This is a genomic window from Mesorhizobium sp. M1338 (genome assembly GCF_040318045.1).
Classification (GTDB): Bacteria; Pseudomonadota; Alphaproteobacteria; order Rhizobiales; family Rhizobiaceae; genus Mesorhizobium.
Window position 1 is genome coordinate 1 of sequence record NZ_JAMYLL010000077.1, and the last position, 17,541, is coordinate 17,541.

Genomic DNA, 17,541 nt, shown 5'->3' on the forward strand with positions numbered 1-17,541 from the left:
CTTGAGGGGAGGGTGGACAGCCGCCGAAGGCGGGTGGACGGGTGGGGTCGGTCCAGGCCGCGCACTGCCGCAATGACCCCGCCCGGGGGGGGGGGGGGGGGGGGCGGCGCCGCCCCCACCCCGCTGCTGCGCAGCGACCCTCCCCACAAGGGGGAGGGTAAGGATCACGGCATCAGCTGATACTCATACAGCTTCTGGTAAAGCCCGCCTTGCCTGAGCAAGGTCTTGTGCGGACCGCTTTCCACCACCTTGCCGGCTTCGAGCACCACGATCGTATCGGCCTGGTGCACGGTCGACAGGCGATGCGCGATGACGATCGTCGTGCGCCCTTCCGTCAATTGCTGCAGCGCGTCGCGGAACAGCGCTTCCGATTCGGCGTCGAGCGCGCTGGTCGCTTCGTCCAGGAGCAGGATTTCGGCATTGCGCAACATGGCGCGCGCGATCGAAATCCGCTGGCGCTGGCCGCCGGAAAGCAGTGCGCCGTTTTCGCCTACCTCGGTCTCGTAGCCTTTCGCCTGCGCGCGGATGAACTCATGCGCGTTGGCCGCCCTGGCGGCGGCGATCACCTCTTCGTCGGTCGCGCCCTCGCGCCCAAGCCGGATGTTGTGCATGATCGTGCCGGCAAACAGGAACGTGTCCTGGCTGACATACGCGATCTTTTCCCGCAGCGAGGCAAGCGTCGCATGGGATATATCCTGGCCATCGAGCAGCACCCTGCCGCTCCGCGGGTCGTACATGCGCATGATCAGGTTCAGAATAGTCGACTTGCCGCCGCCGGAAGGCCCGACCAGCGCCGTCACCTTGCCGGGCGCAAGGGTCAGGTCGAACCTGTCCAGCACCGGCGGGCCATTCTGATAGGCGAAGCTGACGGCGTCGAATCTGATCTCGCCCGGTCCGGCCAAAAGCGGCTTGGCATCCGGCTTCTCGGCCAGCGTCAGCGGCTCGTCGGCCAGTTGGAACATCATGCGCACGCCGACGATGCCACTCTCCAATGAGATGCGCACGCGCGCAAGGCGCTTTGCCGGTTCATAGGCGAGCAGCAGTGCCGCGATGAAAGCCATGATGCCGCCCGGTGTCTGGTCGCCCTCCAGCACCATAAAGCCGCTGACCAGGACGGCACCCGCGATTGCCAGCCCGGCGAGCGTCTCCATCACCGGACTGGTGATCGCTTCCAGCGTGGCGATGTTGTTGGCCCGGTTCTCGACATCCGACACCGCCTTGAACATGCGCTTGCGCATCACGCCATCGAGGTTGAAGGATTTGACCACGCGCACGCCGATCGCGGTTTCCTGCATCACCTGCACGATCTGGCCGACCGAACGGAACTCAAGCGCGGCGAACTTGCGGACACGTTTCAGGATGCGGTTGACCCCATAGATGGCCAGGGGACCGACGATGAAGCAAATCAGGGACAGCGCCGGCTGTTGCACGATCATGACCAGCACCAGGGCAACCAGGGTCACCAGATCCCGCACATAGGACGTGACGATGAGGTCGAGTACGTTGCGCGCCGCTTGCGCGTTGTTGGTCATGCGGGTGATCAGGTCTGATGACGAGGTCGAGTGATAGAACTCGATGCCTTGCGCCAGGACGCGATCGTAGATCTTGCGCTGCCGTTCGGCGATGATGGCGTTGCCGACCCGGCTCATGAAATAGGCCTGGACGAAATTGGCGATGCCCTTGACGATGAAGATCGCGGCGACCGCCAGAGCAATCATGTTGACGCGATCGATCCTTTTGTCGACCACGAATTCATTGGTGATTTCGCGCAGGATCCATGCGCTGGCAGCCGTCATGCCGGCCACCACCAGCATCGACAGGACGGCGGCGCCGTAGCCAAACATATGCTGACGGAAGGATTCCCGAAGCAGCCTCACAACGAGGCGCTGGTTCTCCGTCGAGCGGAAAAAACGAAACAAATGGCTGGTCCTTGAAACCGCGACAACGAAGGCGGCTTATAGAGGGAGTTGCGGCCGGATGGAACCATAGGCAGATGCGGCGGACAAACCACTGTTGCAAGCGGCATCGACGGGATGCGATTTTCGGCCTCGGCCACATCAGATGATTCTTTTGACGGGATGACGACAGATGGATTTTGACCTTATCGTTCGCGGCGGCACATTGCCTGATGGCAGGGTAGCCGACATCGGCATCACCGGTGAGACGATCGCGGCGATCGAGCCCACACTGCAGGGTGCCGCGCGAACCGAGATCGATGCCCGTGGCAATCTGGTCTCCGCGCCCTTCGTCGACCCGCATTTCCATATGGACGCGACGCTCTCCTACGGCATTCCGCGCATCAACGCGTCGGGCACGCTGCTCGAAGGCATTTCGCTGTGGGGGGAACTAAAGCCGCTTTTGACGCATGAGGCGGTGCGCGACCGCGCGTTGGCCTACTGCGACTGGGCGGTATCGATGGGCCTGCTCGCCATCCGCACCCATGTCGATGTCTGCGATGACCGCCTGCTGGCGGTCGAGGCCCTGCTCGAGGTCAAGAAGACGGTCGCCCCTTACATCGATCTGCAACTGGTCGCCTTTCCGCAGGACGGGTTCTACCGCTCGCCGACGGCACGGGAAAACACCCTCCGCGCGCTGGACATGGGCGTCGATATTGTCGGCGGCATCCCGCATTTCGAGCGCACCATGGCCGACGGCACGCGCTCGGTAACGGAATTGTGCGAGATCGCGGCCAGGCGCGGCCTGATGGTCGACCTGCATTGCGACGAGACCGATGATCCGCTGTCGCGTCACATCGAGCAGCTTGCCCATGAGACGCAACGCCTCGGGCTGCACGGCAAGGTCGCCGGCTCGCACCTCACCTCGATGCATTCGATGGACAATTACTACGTCTCGAAGCTGCTGCCGCTGATCGCCGAAGCCGGTGTCTCGGCCATCCCCAACCCGCTGATCAACATCATGCTGCAGGGCCGCCACGACACCTTCCCGAAGCGCCGGGGTATGACCCGGGTCAAGGAAATGCAGGCGCTCGGCATCCGCGTCGGCTGGGGCCAGGATTGCGTGCTCGATCCCTGGTATTCGCTGGGCACCGCCGACATGCTCGACGTCGCCTTCATGGGGCTGCACGTCGCCCAGATGTCGAGCCCGGCCGACATGGCGCGCTGCTTCGACATGGTCACCAATGTCAACGCGTCGATCATGGGCCTCGATCATCTCGGCCTGGCGGTCGGCAAGCGCGCCAGCCTTGTCGTCCTCGATGCCGGCAATCCGGTCGAGGCCCTGCGCCTGCGCGCCGAACGCCTGTGCGTCATCGCCAGGGGCAAGGTGGTGGCGGAGAGGACGAAGCAGGAGACCAGGCTTTCGATCGATGGAAGGCCGGGAATGGTGAACCGGCGGCACATATCCAGCTAGATACAGCCGATTCCCGGCGCTGGTCTTACCGATTGCCCGAATTCTCCTCGTCAAAGCCGCCGCTTCCGTCTACGACGCGGCTTGCATGGGGAGGAATCGGGATCGGCATGTCGCAGCCCGTGGCGCAGAATTCCACAGTCAGGAACGTGCTTTTGGCCGGCATTCTGCTGATGCTGGCCGGCGACTTCCTGTTTGCGCTGAACGACGCAATGGGCAAGTGGCTGGTCGCCAGCTTCTCCGTCGGTCAGGTGGTGCTGATCCGGTCCATTGGTGCCTTCTTCGTGCTTGGCCCGATGATCGCCCATCAGGGCACGGCCAAACTGTTCCGCATGGAGCGCCTGGAGCTGCAGCTGCTGCGCGTTGTCATGACCACGCTCGACACCGCGCTCTTCTATGCCGCCGTCGTCTATCTGCCGCTTGCCGATGTCATGAGTTTCTACATGGCCGGGCCGATCTACGTTGCGGCACTCTCGCACCTCCTGCTTGGTGAAAAGGTCGGCTGGCGCCGCTGGATGGCGATCCTGCTCGGCTTCTGCGGTGTGCTGATCATGCTGAAACCGTCCTCGGCGGCGTTCTCGCTGTCATCGGGCTTCGCGCTCGTCGGCAGTATCTCCTTCGCCTTCGCCATCATCCTCAATCGCCGGCTGCGCGGCACCAGCGACACCAATCTGGTGACATGGCAGACCATCGGCACGCTGTTGGTCGGCGGTGTGCTGACCAACAGCGCCTGGCAGACGCCGTCAGCGCTCGATTTCGGCGCCATGCTGCTGCTCGGCATTGTCTCCTGCGGCGCGCATCTGATGATCACCAGGGCGCTCAAGCTGGCTCCGGCCTCGACACTGGCGCCGCTGCACTACACGCTGCTCCTGTGGGCGGTCGTCTTCGGGCTGGTGTTCTTCGGCGACGTTCCGGGCCCGCGCATCCTGATCGGCTCGGGCATCGTCGTTCTCGCCGGCCTGTTCATCTTCCACCGCCAGAAAGTGGTAGAGACCACGGTGCCGCCGGAAAACGTGCCGAAGGGCGTGAACTAATTTAGTCCAGGCTCAGCCCTGACGTATGGCCGCCAGATGCCTTGAAAATTCGGGGGTCTCCATCAGTGCCTTGCAGCGCGCGAACCGACCATCGGCATAGGCGCGGAAATCATCGACCGGATTGTTGTTGGCAAGCTGGATCAGCCCCCATAGAGTCCACAACAGATCGCACATCGCCTTGTAGATCACGATGCGACCGCCCTCCGCAGGCCTGGCCTCGCCGCCGAAATAGGCGCGCATCATCTCTTCATCCTGCGCCGTGTCGAATTTGCCTTCCACGCTGAGGTCGCCAAGGTCCCAGAGCGGGTCGTTCATGCCCGAATATTCCCAGTCGACGATCCACATCCGCTCGCCGGTGTCGAGGAAGTTCTCGCACAGCGGGTCACAGTGGCAGGCGACGAGCGGCAGCGGATGGGCGGCGAGCGCCGACCGCACGGTCTCGGCCTCGCGCACCACGTCATGGTAGCCGGCGGGCAGGGCGACATCCTTGGTCGACAGCACCTTGAGATAATCGTCGATCATCGCAAACAATTCGAAGCGGAAGGGAAACACTGCACCGGAACCGTGCAGCTTGCGGAGGGCCTCGCCCGCACGGGCCGGACTGCCCGGCCGAAGCCTGAATTTCTCCGGCGACATGGTTTCGGCGCCGGCGATGAAGCGCGTCACCATCACGCCGGTGCCCGGGTCCACATGCAGCACCTGCGGACTGACCCCTGCCTTTGCCGCCTCGCGCGCCGCTACCGCTTCATTGGCACGGTTGATGTATTCCTCGGTGCCTTTGCCGGGGATGCGCAGGCAGAAGTCGCCGGCCCTGAACACCAGATTGGTGAGACCGCCGAGCCGTTCAATTGGCCCGGTGTAGCCGGCCAGCATGGGAATGGCGGCCAGTGTCGCACGCACTTCGTCTGTCACCATGCCTGCGTCCCCACGCTGTTATTTGTCGCAGCGACGGTTCCACAATTTTCGTGCTTTGGCTATCATCCGTAAAAGGGCCAAGGAATGGCGGACAGGACAAGAGTGGCGGACAGCAAACATCAGGGCGCGCTTGCCGAGGCCTACGCGGCCAAGCGGCCGGAAGAAGTCGCGGCGCTCTACGACCGTTGGTCGCAGACCTATGACGCCGACATGTCGGCCGCCGGCTATCGCCATCCGACCATCTGCCTCGCGCTGCTGGCCCGCCATCTGCCGCGCGGTTCAGCCCCGCTGCTCGACGCCGGGGCCGGCACCGGGCTCATCGGCGAATGGTTGAACATTGCCGGCTATCCCCAGGTCGAGGCACTGGACATCTCGGAAGGGATGCTGGCCCAAGCCGCGCGAAAGGGCGTCTACTCGGCGCTTCATTGCCTGGCTCTCGGCGGTCATCTGCCCTTTGCCGACGGCGCCTATGCCGGGATCATCTCGGCCGGCGTCTTCACCTCCGGCCATGTCGGCATCGAGGGGTTGAACGAACTGATCCGCATCTGCCGGCCGGGTGGCATCATTGTGCTGACGGTCAAGAACACGCTATGGGATCAGGGCTTTGCAGCGCGCATCGCCGAACTCGAGACGCAAGGCCTCGTCAGCCGCGTCGAGGAAACGCGGCCTTATGTTTCGATGCCGGGCGAGGCCGACACCGTGCCCAGCCGCGGTCTCGCTTTGCGCGTAAATTAGGCCTTCACTCTCTCCGCTGCCGGATCATACATCGGCTCGAGATGGATTTTCGCCGGTGTTCGTTCCATCGCGACCACCAGTTCGTAGTCGCCCGAGGCGAGAAAATCGTCGCTGACGCCATCGGCGTTGCGCACATAGCCGTAGCCGATGTTCCTGCCCACCGTGTAGCCATAACCGCCACTGGTGAGATAGCCGACCGGCTCGCCATTTCGCAGGATGGTCTCGCGACCAAGCAGCACGATCTCCGGATCATCGACCGTGAAGCCGGCAAAGCGTTTCTTAAGTGCCATGCCGCTGGCCGTCTCGAGCGCCTGCCGTCCGACGAAATCCGTGTTCTTGCGCAGCTTGACCGCCCAGCCGAGGCCGGCTTCCTGCGGCGTGTCGTTGGGCGTGATATCGGAGCCCCAGGCGCGATAGCCTTTTTCCAGCCGCAGCGATTCCAACGCGCGGTAGCCGACCGGGCGGATATCATGCGCCTTGCCAGCTGCCATCAACGCGTCGAACACTTCGCCGGTGGCCGCGATCGGCACATGCAGTTCCCAGCCGAGTTCGCCGACATAGGTGACGCGCAGTGCCCGAATTGTGTGGCCGGCGATGGCAATCTCGCGCACATGGCCGAACGGGAAGCTTGCGTTCGACACGTCTGCATCGGTCACGCCAGCCAGCACATCTCGTGCGCGTGGTCCCATCAGCGACAGTGTGCCGAAATCCTCGGTGACATCGATAAGCGTGGCATTGAGCCCTTCGCCGATATGATCGCTGATCCATGACAGATCATGCGTGCGGAAGCCTGTGCCGGTGACGATGTAGAACTTCTCCTCGGCCAGCCGCGCCACCGTCAGGTCGGCCTCGATGCCGCCGCGTGTGTTGAGAAGCTGCGTATAGGTCAGCCGGCCGACCGGCTTGCTGACGTCGTTGGCGCAGATCCAGTCCAGCGCCTTCAGCGCGTCGGGCCCGCTCAGCTCATATTTGGCAAAGGACGATTGATCGAAGATGCCGACCTTTTCGCGCACGTGCCGGTGCTCGTCGCCGACCGCCGCGAACCAGTTCTGCCGGCCCATCGAATAGATGTCCTGCGGCTCGACGCCTTGCGGTGCGAACCAGTTCGGCCGCTCCCAGCCGAGCTTCGAGCCGAATACGGCGCGCTGCTGTTTCAGCCTCTCGTAAAGCGGCGAGACGATACGGGGCCGCCCGCTGAGGTACTCCTCATGTGGAAAGCCGATCGTATAGTGTTTCCCGTAGGCCTCCAGCGTGCGGTCGCGGACCCACTGCCGGTCGCGGTGCAGATCGGAAAAGCGCCTGATGTCGACCACCCACAGGTCGAGCGGCGCCTCGCCATCGACCACCCACTGCGCCAGCACCCAGCCGGCGCCGCCGCCCGACGCGATGCCGAAGGCATTGAAGCCGGCGCCCACGAACATGTTGGCGCATTCGGGCGCTGTGCCCAGAATGAAATTGCCGTCCGGGGCAAAGCTCTCCGGCCCGTTGATCATCTGCTTGACGCCGACGGTTTCCAGCGCCGGCACACGCGCGATCGCTTGCACCATGTGCTGCTCGAAATGGTCGTAGTCGTCGTCGAACAGCCGGAACTCCCAATCATTGGGCACATCGCCCCCGGGGAGATCAGTCGTCCAGGCTTGCGGGTTCGGCTCATAGCCGCCCATCACCAGTCCGCCGACCTCCTCCTTGAAATAGGTGCGCCGGTCCGGGTCACGGATGGTCGGCGCGTCGGACGCCAGTCCGTCGATCTTCTCGGTGATGATGTACTGGTGCTTCACCGGCTGCAGCGGCACGTTGATGCCGGCCATCGCGCCGACCTGCCGCGCCCATTGCCCGGCGCAGTTGACCACCTTGTCGCAGGCGATGTCGCCCTTGCTGGTCTTCACCACCGTGATGCGGCCGTCCTTCATCTCGAAGCCGGTGACGCGGACATCCTCGAACAGTTTCGCGCCATGCATGCGCGCGCCCTTGGCCAGCGACTGCGTGATATCGGATGGGCTCGCCTGGCCGTCGGTCGGCAGCCAGGAAGCGCCGACAAGATCGCCGGTTTCCATGAGCGGCCACATGGCCTTGACCTCCGCCGCCGACAGCAGTTGCATGTCCATGCCGAAGCTTTTCGCCGTCGTCGCCAGCCTTTTGTACTCGATCCAGCGGTCGGCATTGGTGGCGAGCCTGAGGCACCCGGTCATCTTCCAGCCGGTGGCAAGGCCGGTCTCGGCCTCAAGTCCCTTGTAGAGGTCGACGGAGTATTTCAGCACGCGGGTGATCGAGGCCGACGAGCGCAGCTGCCCGACAAGGCCGGCGGCGTGCCAGGTCGAGCCCGAGGTCAGCTTGCCCTGCTCCAGCAGCACCACGTCGGCCTTGTGGTCGCGCGCCAGATGATAGGCCGTCGAACAGCCGATGATGCCGCCGCCAATGACGACGATGGCGGCCTGGCTCGGCAATGTCATGATTTCTGTGTCCCGTACTTCGTTCTGTAGTTTTCCAGCGCGGCGTCGAGCCGCGTCAGGTTTTCCTCGGTGTAGGCGACGTAGTCGATCCCGGGCGCGTCGAGATAGAGCTCGGACACCATGCTCCACATCGCCTCGCGCAGCAGCGAGGCGCATTGCATGGCCGCGTGCGAGCGGCGGATTGCCTCGTCCGGTTCCTTCATGAAATACGCGGTCAGGAAGGCGAAGGATTCCTCGTCGCTCATGCCGGCGTTGGAGGCCACGCCGGCGAGGTCGAACATCGCCGTGTTGAAGCCGGCATATTCGAAGTCGATCAGCCACAGCCTGTTGCCATCGTCGAGAATGTTGGCCGGCAACAGATCGTTGTGGCCAAAGACGATCGGCAACAATTTCTGCGCGCGCTCCAGTTCGTCTGCCAAGGTCAGCAGGCGCGGCAAGTCGCTGCGCTTGCGGCTGCCGCCTTCTTCAAGCGTGCGCGCATAGTCGCGGATGACATGGAACACCCAGAACATGAAGCCGGCACCTGAGACGTGATTGGGCATCTCGCGATGGAAGGCGCGCATCAGCGCCGCGATACGACCAAGATTGGTGCGCACATCTTCCGCCTGAAAGGTTTTGGCGTCGACAAACTCCGTCACAAGGATGCCCAGCTCGGCATGGATGACGGCCGGTGCGAAACCGGCGGCATGGGCCGCCCGCGCGGTCATCACCTCGCGCTCGCGAAAGACATGGTGGAACGGATAGTCCCTGCCGAAGCGCACGACATGTTTGCCGGCCGCGTCCGTGACCACATAGTTGGCGTTGCTCAGACCGCCGGGCAGTGGTGCGATTTCGATGCCGCCGGTCCAGCAGGACAGGGCGCGGATGCGTTCTTCGGCGGTCACGGAATGATCCCTGGTTTGCTGGGGTTCGATAAGGTGCCATGGCCAGCTCAACGACGGCGGGGAGAAACGCAAAAAATCTCGTCGGTGCGGGATGCCAGGATCGGTATCCCGCACCGCACCGACGAGCCCCTGGCCAGGTTTTTGAGCCCCGGCATCCGCCCCCGCGGATCTGAAAATTCGTTGCGCCTGGCACGTTGCAAACGGCCTGATGCGTGAGTTGCGGCTCTGCCATCACCCTCCCGTTGCAGCTCCGAACCCTGTCTTGATTTCACGCCAGGGTTGCTCGGTTGTCAAGAAAAAGATGTGACCTTTTTTGGGTATTTTGCCCGAAACCATAAGGTACCTCCTTTAAAAGCGCTTGAATTACCTTAGAATCGGTCAAAGTCTCAGTTCGGGGAACCAAATGGCTCAATCCAAACGCCACGGCGAGATCCTGCGGCTGCTGCAGGAAGAAGGCACCGTCACCATCGCCAGCCTGGCCGACCGGCTGGGCGTGTCGCTCGAGACCGTGCGCCGCGACGTCAAGCCGCTCACCGGCGACGGCTCCGTCCTCAAGATGCATGGCGCGATCGGCCTGCCGTCGATGGTAGGCGAAGCGCCGTTCGAGCGGCGCATGCGTGAGAATGCCGATGCCAAGCGCGTCATTGCCCGCATGGTCGCTGGCACCATCCGCGACGGCGAATCGATCATGCTCGACACCGGCACGACAACCTCGTTTCTGGCCCGCGAGCTGCTCGGCCATCGGCGCCTGACGGTCGTCACCAACTCATCGGATATCGCGCGCACGCTGGCCACCATCAACGGCAATAAGGTTTATATGGCCGGCGGCGAATTGCGCAGCGATTCCGGCGCTGCCTTCGGTGCCTCGGCTATCGACTTCGTCAGCCGCTTCTCGGTCAGCCACGCCATCATCTCCACCGGTGCCGTCGATGCGGTGATGGGGGTCATGGACTATGATCTGGAAGAGGCCGAATTCGCGCGCATGGTACTATCGCGCGGCCAGCGTTCGCTCGTCATCACCGATCACTCGAAGTTCGGCCGCCTTGGTCTGGTCCAGGTTTGCGGCTTCGACAGTTTTTCCGAGATCGCCACCGACCGCTCGCCGCCGCGCGATATAGCCGCGGCCCTGGCGCAGGCCGGCGCGCGGCTCAGCATCGTCGGCGCGGAGAGCGGGTTCTGATCCAGCCAACTTATGCCGACGATTTGGCCGGCACTTCCCACCGCCGCCTCCGCCGTGTTTAGTCCGGCCATGGCTTTCACCATTCGCCAGTTGCAGTTCTTCATCGCCGTGGCCGAGCAAGGCACGGTGTCGGGTGCCGCGCAGAACCTCTCGATCTCGCAATCTTCGGTCACCGAGGCGATCAAGGAACTCGAAAGCGATCTCGGTGTCGAATTGTTCGAACGCCATCCGCGCGGCCTCAACATCACCCATAAGGGCCATCAGTTCCTGCGCCATGCCACCAAGATCCTCGCCGACGTCTCCGACGCACGCCGTTCTTTCTCAGGCGAACAGGCGGTGGTGGGCGGGCGGCTGCAGCTGGGCGTCACCTCGCTGGTCGCCGGTTATGTGCTGTCGGATCTGCTCGCCCGCTACCGCCGCGCCTATCCCGGCGTCGAGGTCTCGGCCATCGAGGATAATGGCGATTATCTCGAGCATCTCTTGATCGGCGGCAAGCTCGACATTGCCGTCATGGTCACCTCCAATTTGCGCGACCGCACCGCGCTGCAGTCGGAAATCCTCGAAGTCTCGGCCTATCGGCTGTGGCTGCCGCTCGGTCATCCGCTCGCCAGCGCCGACATCATCAGCATTGGCGACATTGCCTCCGAAACGCTGATCATGCTGACCGTCGACGAGATCGAGGAAAACACCGGCAAGCTGCTGACGGCAATCGGCGCCAAGCCGCATGTCGCCTTCCGCACCCGTTCCGTGGAAGCCGTGCGCAGTCTGGTCGCGACCGGCGCCGGCGTGGCGCTGTTGCCCGACCTCGTCTACCGGCCCTGGTCGCTGGAGGGCGACCGCATCGAATCGCGTGATATTTCGGGCTCCTTGCCCGTGGTGCAGGTCGGCATGGTCTGGCGGCGCGGCTCCGGCCTGCCGCAGGCGGCGCGCGATTTCATCGGCCTTGCACAGTCGCAAAGGACGGTCCGTCAGCGTCCCTGAGAAATCGGCTGCCGATCTATCGGAAAAACCGATATCGCCCTTCTGATAAATGGATTTGCGAAACCGGAATTTTCCAAGCACTTTCCGTTCAGGGACCAAAGCCGCCATCAGAGCGGCATCAAGCCCAACGGACGAACTGACTTTTTCAGTCCGCGCGTGACCCCTAGCGAAGACCGAAACCGGCTTTCGCAGTCAGGCGCCAAAATGGGAGATCGACGATGAATTCATTCCTCAAGTCATGTACTGCCTTGACGGTCGCGCTGACCTTCTCCGGCCAGGCCGTCGCCCAGGTCAAGGAACTTGGCAAGGGCGAAGGCCAGGTCAACATCGTGGCCTGGCCGGGCTACATCGAGCGCGGCGAAACCGACAAGGGCTATGACTGGGTGACCTCCTTCGAGAAGGAGACCGGCTGCAAGGTAAACGTCAAGACGGCCAACACCTCCGACGAGATGGTCTCGCTGATGAACGAGGGTGGTTTCGACCTCGTCACCGCTTCGGGCGATGCCTCGCTGCGCCTCGTTGCCGGCAAGCGGGTGCAGCCGATCAACACCGATCTTATCCCAAGCTGGAAGACCGTCGACGAGCGCCTCAAGGACGCGCCGTGGTTCACCGTCGGTGGCGTCCACTATGGCGTTCCCTACCAGTGGGGACCAAACGTCCTGATGTATAACACCGACGTGTTCAAGGAGGCTCCCAAGAGCTGGAACGTCGTGTTCGAAGAGATGAAGCTGCCGGACGGCAAATCCAACAAGGGGCGCGTGCAGGCCTATGACGGGCCGATCCACATCGCGGATGCCGCCAACTATCTGATGTTCCACAAACCGGAACTCGGCATCAAGGATCCTTATGAACTGAACGAGGACCAGTACAAGGCAGCGCTCGACCTGCTGCGCGTCCAGCGCACGCTGGTCGGCCGCTACTGGCATGATGCCGCCATCCAGGTCGACGATTTCCAGAACGAAGGCGTCGTCGCTTCCGGTTCGTGGCCGTATCAGGTCAACACGCTGGTCGCCGCCAAGAAGCCGGTCGCTTCGACCATTCCGGAGGAGGGCGCGACCGGTTGGGCCGACACCACGATGATGGAAGCCGACTCGGCCAATCCCAACTGCGCCTATATGTGGATGGAACACTCGCTGTCGCCGAAGGTGCAGGGCGATGTCTCGGCCTGGTTCGGTTCGCTGCCCGTCGTGCCCGCCGCCTGTAAGGGCAATGAGCTTTTGACCGACGAAGGCTGCAAGACCAACGGCTACGAGAATTTCGAGAAGATCAAGTTCTGGAAGACGCCGGTGTCGAAATGCGCCACCCAGAACGACAAGTGCGTGCCCTACTACCGCTGGGTGTCGGATTATATCGGCGTCATCGGCGGGCGGTAAGCGCCCTTACCCTCCCCCTTGTGGGGAGGGTCGACGCGCAGCGGCGGGGTGGGGGGTCGCGCGGACACGATTTTGCCTATGAGGCCACCCTCAACCCTCGGCCTCCCCCATCGAGGGGGAGGTGTAGTGGCGCGCGAAATTCGCCATCCGCTGCCATGATTTGCAGGCGAGGGTGATCGACAGAACTGAACCGGCAACAGACTGACAGCCCATGACCTCCGCCGTCTCCTTCCAGAAAGCCTCGCGCCATTTCGGCAGCGTTCGCGCCGTCGACGCGGTCGATCTCGACATCGCGCCAGGCGAGTTCTTCGCCATGCTTGGGCCGTCCGGTTCCGGCAAGACCACCTGTCTGCGCCTCATCGCCGGCTTCGAGCAGCCGACATCGGGCTCGATCTCGATCTTCGGCGAACGCGCCGAGGGCGTCCCGCCCTATCGCCGCAACGTCAACACCGTGTTCCAGGACTATGCGCTGTTCCCGCATCTGAACGTGCTCGACAACGTCGCCTACGGGCTGATGGTCAAAGGCGCCGGCAAGGCTGAACGGCACAAGGCTGCGGAAGAGGCGCTGGCGCTGGTGCGGCTGCCCGGCTATGGCGCCCGCCGCCCCGGCCAGCTTTCCGGCGGCCAGCGCCAGCGCGTCGCGCTCGCCCGCGCGCTGGTCAACCAGCCCAAGGTGCTGCTGCTCGACGAGCCGCTTGGCGCGCTCGACCTCAAATTGCGCGAGAATATGCAAGAGGAGCTGAAGTTGCTGCAGAAGGCCCTTGGCATCACCTTCGTCTTCGTCACGCACGACCAGGGCGAGGCGCTGTCGATGGCCGACCGCGTCGCCGTCTTCAACGATGGCAAGATCATGCAGATCGGCACGCCGGAGGATATCTATCAGCGGCCGAAGACGCGCTTCGTCGCCGATTTCGTCGGCTCATCGAATGTACTGCCGCCGGATTTCGTCCAGCGCTATTCCGGCCAGCATCGCTGGGGCAGCCTGCGCCCTGAATCCATTCGCGTCGGCCGCGCGGCCAGCGGGGTCACAAGTGGCGAAGGCGTGTCCGCCCGCCTCGTCTCGACCAATTATCTCGGCGCCACGACGAAGCTGGCGCTCGACGCCGACGGGCTGCGGCTGCACGCCATCGTGCCGGCCGGCACGGCCTTGCCGAGGGAAGGCGAGGCGGTCGTGCTCACCTTCAACCGCGAGCACCTGCATCTGATGGACGAGCCGGCATGAGACTCGACGCCGCCATGCCGCGTGCAACGGCCCCCGCCATCCTGCCGGGCAGCGGCGGCTTGCGCGGCGCGCTGTCGGACCTTTTCTGGCGCAAGCCGAAGGTCCTGCTGCTGCTCATGCTGGTGCCGCCGGTGCTGTGGCTCGGCATCGTCTATATCGGCTCGCTATTCGCCCTCCTGGCGCAGAGCTTTTTCTCCATCGATGAGTTTTCCGGCCTCATCAACCGCCAGTTCACCTTGAAGACCTATGGCGACCTGTTCCAGGCCGCCAATCTCGACATCATCCTGCGCACGGTGACGATGGCGGCTCTGGTCACGCTGGCCTCCGCCGTCATCGCTTTCCCGATCGCTTATTACGCGGCGCGCTATGCGCGCGGCCGCTGGAAGGCGCTGTTCTATCTCGGCATCATGCTGCCGCTGTGGTCGAGCTACCTGGTCAAGATCTACGCCTGGAAGCTGATTCTGGCCAAGGAGGGCATCCTCACCTGGCTGCTCGCCAAACTGCAGCTGTCGTGGGTGCTCGACGCCTGGCTGTCGCTGCCGGTCATCGGCGGCAATTCGCTGTCGGTGTCGTTCACCGGCACCTTCATCGTCTTCGTTTATGTCTGGCTGCCTTTCATGATCCTCCCCGTTCAGGCGGCGCTCGAGCGGGTGCCCGGCAATCTGGTCGAGGCCTCGTCCGATTTGGGGGCTTCGCCGGGACAGACCTTCCGCAACGTGCTGTTCCCGCTGGCGTTGCCGGGTATCGTCGCTGGATCGATCTTCACCTTCTCGCTGACATTAGGCGACTACATCATCCCGCAGATCATCGGCACCTCGCGGCTGTTCATCGGCCAGGCGGTCTATTCGCAGCAAGGCACCGCCGGCAACATCCCGCTCGCCGCGGCCTTCACAGTGGTGCCGATCGTCATCATGGGGTTCTATCTCTGGGGCGCCAAGCGCATGGGAGCCTTCGATGCGCTCTGATCGCGGCCAATCCGCTCCGCTCGGCCTGAAGATCGCCGCTGCCTGCGGGTTGCTGTTCCTGCATTTGCCGATCCTGCTGATCTTCGTCTATGCCTTCACCACCGAAGAGAAGAGTTTCGTCTGGCCGCCGCCAGGGCTGACGACGCAATGGTTCGCCGTCACCTGGAACCGGCCCGATGTCTGGCAGGCGCTGTCGCTGTCGGTCAGGGTAGCCGTGATCTCGACGGCGATTGCGCTGATCCTCGGCACGCTCTGTTCGGCGGCGGTGTCGCGGACAAAATTCTTCGGCCGCGAAACCATCTCGCTGCTGGTCATCCTGCCGATCGCGCTGCCCGGCATCATCACCGGCATCGCGCTGCGCTCGGCCTTTTCGCTGGCCGACATCCCGTTTTCGTTCTGGACGATCGTGCTCGGCCACGCCACCTTCTGCGTCGTTGTCGTCTACAACAATGCGGTCGCCCGTTTTCGCCGAACATCGGGCTCGATGATCGAGGCGTCGATGGATCTTGGTGCCGACGGCTTCCAGACCTTCCGCCATGTCGTGCTGCCCAACATCGCCACCGCGCTGCTGGCCGGCGGCATGCTGGCCTTCGCTTTGTCCTTCGATGAGGTCATCGTCACCACCTTCACCGCCGGCCAGCAGCAGACGCTGCCGATCTGGATGCTGGAAGAGCTGATCCGTCCGCGCCAGCGCCCGGTCACCAATGTCGTCGCCATGGTCGTGGTGCTGGTGACGCTGCTGCCGATCCTTGCCGCCTATTACCTCACCCGCGACGGCGACCAGATCGCTGGAAGCGGGAAATGAAAAACAGCGAATAGGGAGTAGCGAATAGCGAATAGGGAATTTCGACGGTCAAACCCTACTCGCTATTCGCTACTCGCTACTCGCTCCTGTTAAGGGAGAAACCTTATGGACACCCAGATGCTGATCGGCTCGAAATTCGAGAAGGGCACCGAAACCGAGGAACCGATCCTCAATCCGAAGACCGGGGCGACCATCCTCAACCTGCCCGAAGCCAGCCAGGCGCAGATCGAGGCGGCGGTGCTGGCGGCCGAAAAGGCGTTCGTCTTGTGGTCGCGCACCACGCCGGCGCAGCGCTCGGGCTATCTCCTGAAGATCGCCGACCGCATCGAGGCCGACGCAAAAGAGTTCGCCACGCTTGAGGCGCTGAACTGCGGCAAGCCGATCAATGCTGTGCTCAACGATGAGATTCCGGCCATCGTCGACTGCTACCGCTTCTTTGCCGGCGCCGTGCGCTCGATGCCGGGCGTCGTTGCCGGCGAATACATTCCAGGCCACACATCGATGGTCCGCCGTGACGCCATCGGCATCGTCGCTTCCATCGCGCCGTGGAACTACCCGCTGATGATGATGGCCTGGAAGCTGGCGCCGGCCATCGCCGGCGGCAACACCGTCGTCTTCAAGCCGTCCGAGCAGACACCGCTGACGGCGCTGAAGCTGGCGAAGATACTTGCCGAAATCCTGCCCGAGGGCGTCGTCAATGTCGTGCTCGGCCGCGGCGACAGCGTCGGCAACACGCTGATCAACCATCCGAAGGTCAACATGATCTCGATCACCGGCGATGTCGCCACCGGCAAGAAGGTACTGCAGGCGGCCGCCAAGTCGGTCAAGCGCACGCATCTCGAGCTCGGCGGCAAGGCTCCGGTCATCGTCTTCGACGACGCCGACCTCCGCTCGGTGGTCAACGGCTTGCGTGCCTTCGGCTACTACAATGCCGGCCAGGACTGCACCGCCGCCTGCCGCATCTATGCCGGCAAGAAGATCTACGACAAGCTCGTCGCCGATCTCTCGTCGGCTGTCTCGACCATCAAGTACAACCGTCCAGACGACACCGAAAACGAGATCGGGCCGCTGATCTCGCGCCGCCAGCGTGACCGTGTCTCGAGCTTCGTCGAGCGCGCCTCGGAACTGAAGCACATCGAGATCACCACCGGTGGCAAACCGGGCGAGGGCTCTGGTTTCTATTACCAGCCGACCGTGGTCGCCGGCGCCCTGCAGGAAGACGAGATCGTGCGGCGCGAGGTGTTCGGGCCAGTCGTCTCGATCACCCGTTTTTCGGAAGTCGACGAGGCGGTGAACTGGGCCAATGACAGCGACTACGGCCTGGCGTCGTCTGTGTGGACCAAGGACGTGTCGCGCGCCATGGCGACGGCCGCACGTCTCCAGTACGGCTGCACCTGGATCAACACCCATTTCATGCTGACCAACGAGATGCCGCATGGCGGACTGAAACAGTCCGGCTACGGCAAGGACATGTCGCTCTACGCGCTGGAGGATTACACCGCCGTCCGCCACGTGATGGTTGCGCATAGCTAGCGCCTTCCCTTCTCCCCGTTTACGCAGGGCTGTCCGGGGAAAGTTTTGAGTGAATCGAAATGCCGCATGTGCATGCCCCGTAAAACGGGGTTTGTCCG

At 63.4% G+C, this 17,541-nt stretch carries 14 protein-coding genes; 10 read left to right on the forward strand and 4 right to left on the reverse strand.

The window, feature by feature from the left end:
• Window positions 1-164: 164 nt before the first annotated feature.
• The gene (locus tag NKH19_RS31405; RefSeq protein WP_352983623.1) at window positions 165-1,919 is read right to left on the reverse strand and encodes an ABC transporter ATP-binding protein; all 1,755 of its coding nucleotides are present in this window, start codon (window positions 1,917-1,919) and stop codon (window positions 165-167) included.
• A 169-nt stretch (window positions 1,920-2,088) separates the two neighbouring features.
• On the opposite strand from NKH19_RS31405, the gene NKH19_RS31410 reads away from it, so the two are divergent.
• Window positions 2,089-3,369, forward strand: coding sequence for an amidohydrolase family protein (locus NKH19_RS31410; protein ID WP_352868905.1), 1,281 nt, complete (start codon window positions 2,089-2,091; stop codon window positions 3,367-3,369).
• A 107-nt stretch (window positions 3,370-3,476) separates the two neighbouring features.
• On the forward strand, window positions 3,477-4,400 hold the full coding sequence (locus NKH19_RS31415) for a DMT family transporter (protein ID WP_352868902.1): 924 nt from the start codon (window positions 3,477-3,479) through the stop codon (window positions 4,398-4,400).
• Window positions 4,401-4,412: 12 nt separating this feature from the next.
• On the opposite strand, the gene NKH19_RS31420 is transcribed toward NKH19_RS31415, so the two are convergent.
• Complete coding sequence (locus NKH19_RS31420; RefSeq protein WP_352883801.1) at window positions 4,413-5,315, reverse strand: phosphotransferase; 903 nt, start codon at window positions 5,313-5,315, stop codon at window positions 4,413-4,415.
• A gap of 102 nt (window positions 5,316-5,417) precedes the next feature.
• Between NKH19_RS31420 and NKH19_RS31425 the strand changes: the two genes are divergently transcribed.
• Window positions 5,418-6,050: a class I SAM-dependent DNA methyltransferase gene (locus NKH19_RS31425; protein ID WP_352868896.1), complete on the forward strand. Its 633-nt coding sequence runs from the start codon at window positions 5,418-5,420 to the stop codon at window positions 6,048-6,050.
• Here the strand turns inward: NKH19_RS31425 and NKH19_RS31430 are convergent.
• Together NKH19_RS31430 and NKH19_RS31435 are read right to left on the reverse strand one after the other, a co-directional pair.
• The gene (locus tag NKH19_RS31430; RefSeq protein ID WP_352868894.1) at window positions 6,047-8,500 is read right to left on the reverse strand and encodes a GcvT family protein; all 2,454 of its coding nucleotides are present in this window, start codon (window positions 8,498-8,500) and stop codon (window positions 6,047-6,049) included. The two genes, NKH19_RS31425 and NKH19_RS31430, sit on opposite strands and share 4 nt — an antisense overlap.
• Complete coding sequence (locus NKH19_RS31435; RefSeq protein WP_352868892.1) at window positions 8,497-9,384, reverse strand: phosphotransferase; 888 nt, start codon at window positions 9,382-9,384, stop codon at window positions 8,497-8,499. The genes NKH19_RS31430 and NKH19_RS31435 overlap by 4 nt, the downstream gene beginning before the upstream one ends.
• A gap of 403 nt (window positions 9,385-9,787) precedes the next feature.
• Here NKH19_RS31435 and NKH19_RS31440 point away from each other — a divergent pair, with 403 nt between their 5' ends.
• From NKH19_RS31440 to NKH19_RS31470, 7 genes are all read left to right on the forward strand, one after another.
• The gene (locus tag NKH19_RS31440) at window positions 9,788-10,564 is read left to right on the forward strand and encodes a DeoR/GlpR family DNA-binding transcription regulator (protein ID WP_352868889.1); all 777 of its coding nucleotides are present in this window, start codon (window positions 9,788-9,790) and stop codon (window positions 10,562-10,564) included.
• Window positions 10,565-10,633: 69 nt separating this feature from the next.
• Window positions 10,634-11,545, forward strand: a complete 912-nt coding sequence (locus NKH19_RS31445) for a LysR family transcriptional regulator (RefSeq protein WP_352868887.1) — start codon at window positions 10,634-10,636, stop codon at window positions 11,543-11,545.
• Window positions 11,546-11,763: 218 nt separating this feature from the next.
• Window positions 11,764-12,918 carry an ABC transporter substrate-binding protein gene (locus NKH19_RS31450; protein WP_352868884.1) on the forward strand — a complete coding sequence of 385 codons (1,155 nt, stop codon included), beginning with the start codon at window positions 11,764-11,766 and terminating at the stop codon, window positions 12,916-12,918.
• A gap of 211 nt (window positions 12,919-13,129) precedes the next feature.
• Entirely contained in the window at window positions 13,130-14,140 is a 1,011-nt protein-coding gene (locus tag NKH19_RS31455; protein WP_352868881.1) for an ABC transporter ATP-binding protein, read from the forward strand.
• A 14-nt stretch (window positions 14,141-14,154) separates the two neighbouring features.
• A complete protein-coding gene (locus NKH19_RS31460; RefSeq protein ID WP_352869156.1) occupies window positions 14,155-15,105 on the forward strand; it encodes an ABC transporter permease in 951 nt (316 codons plus the stop codon).
• Entirely contained in the window at window positions 15,095-15,910 is an 816-nt protein-coding gene (locus tag NKH19_RS31465; protein ID WP_352868875.1) for an ABC transporter permease, read from the forward strand. The genes NKH19_RS31460 and NKH19_RS31465 overlap by 11 nt, the downstream gene beginning before the upstream one ends.
• Window positions 15,911-16,015: 105 nt before the next feature.
• Entirely contained in the window at window positions 16,016-17,443 is a 1,428-nt protein-coding gene (locus NKH19_RS31470; protein WP_352868873.1) for a gamma-aminobutyraldehyde dehydrogenase, read from the forward strand.
• Window positions 17,444-17,541 lie beyond the last annotated feature (98 nt).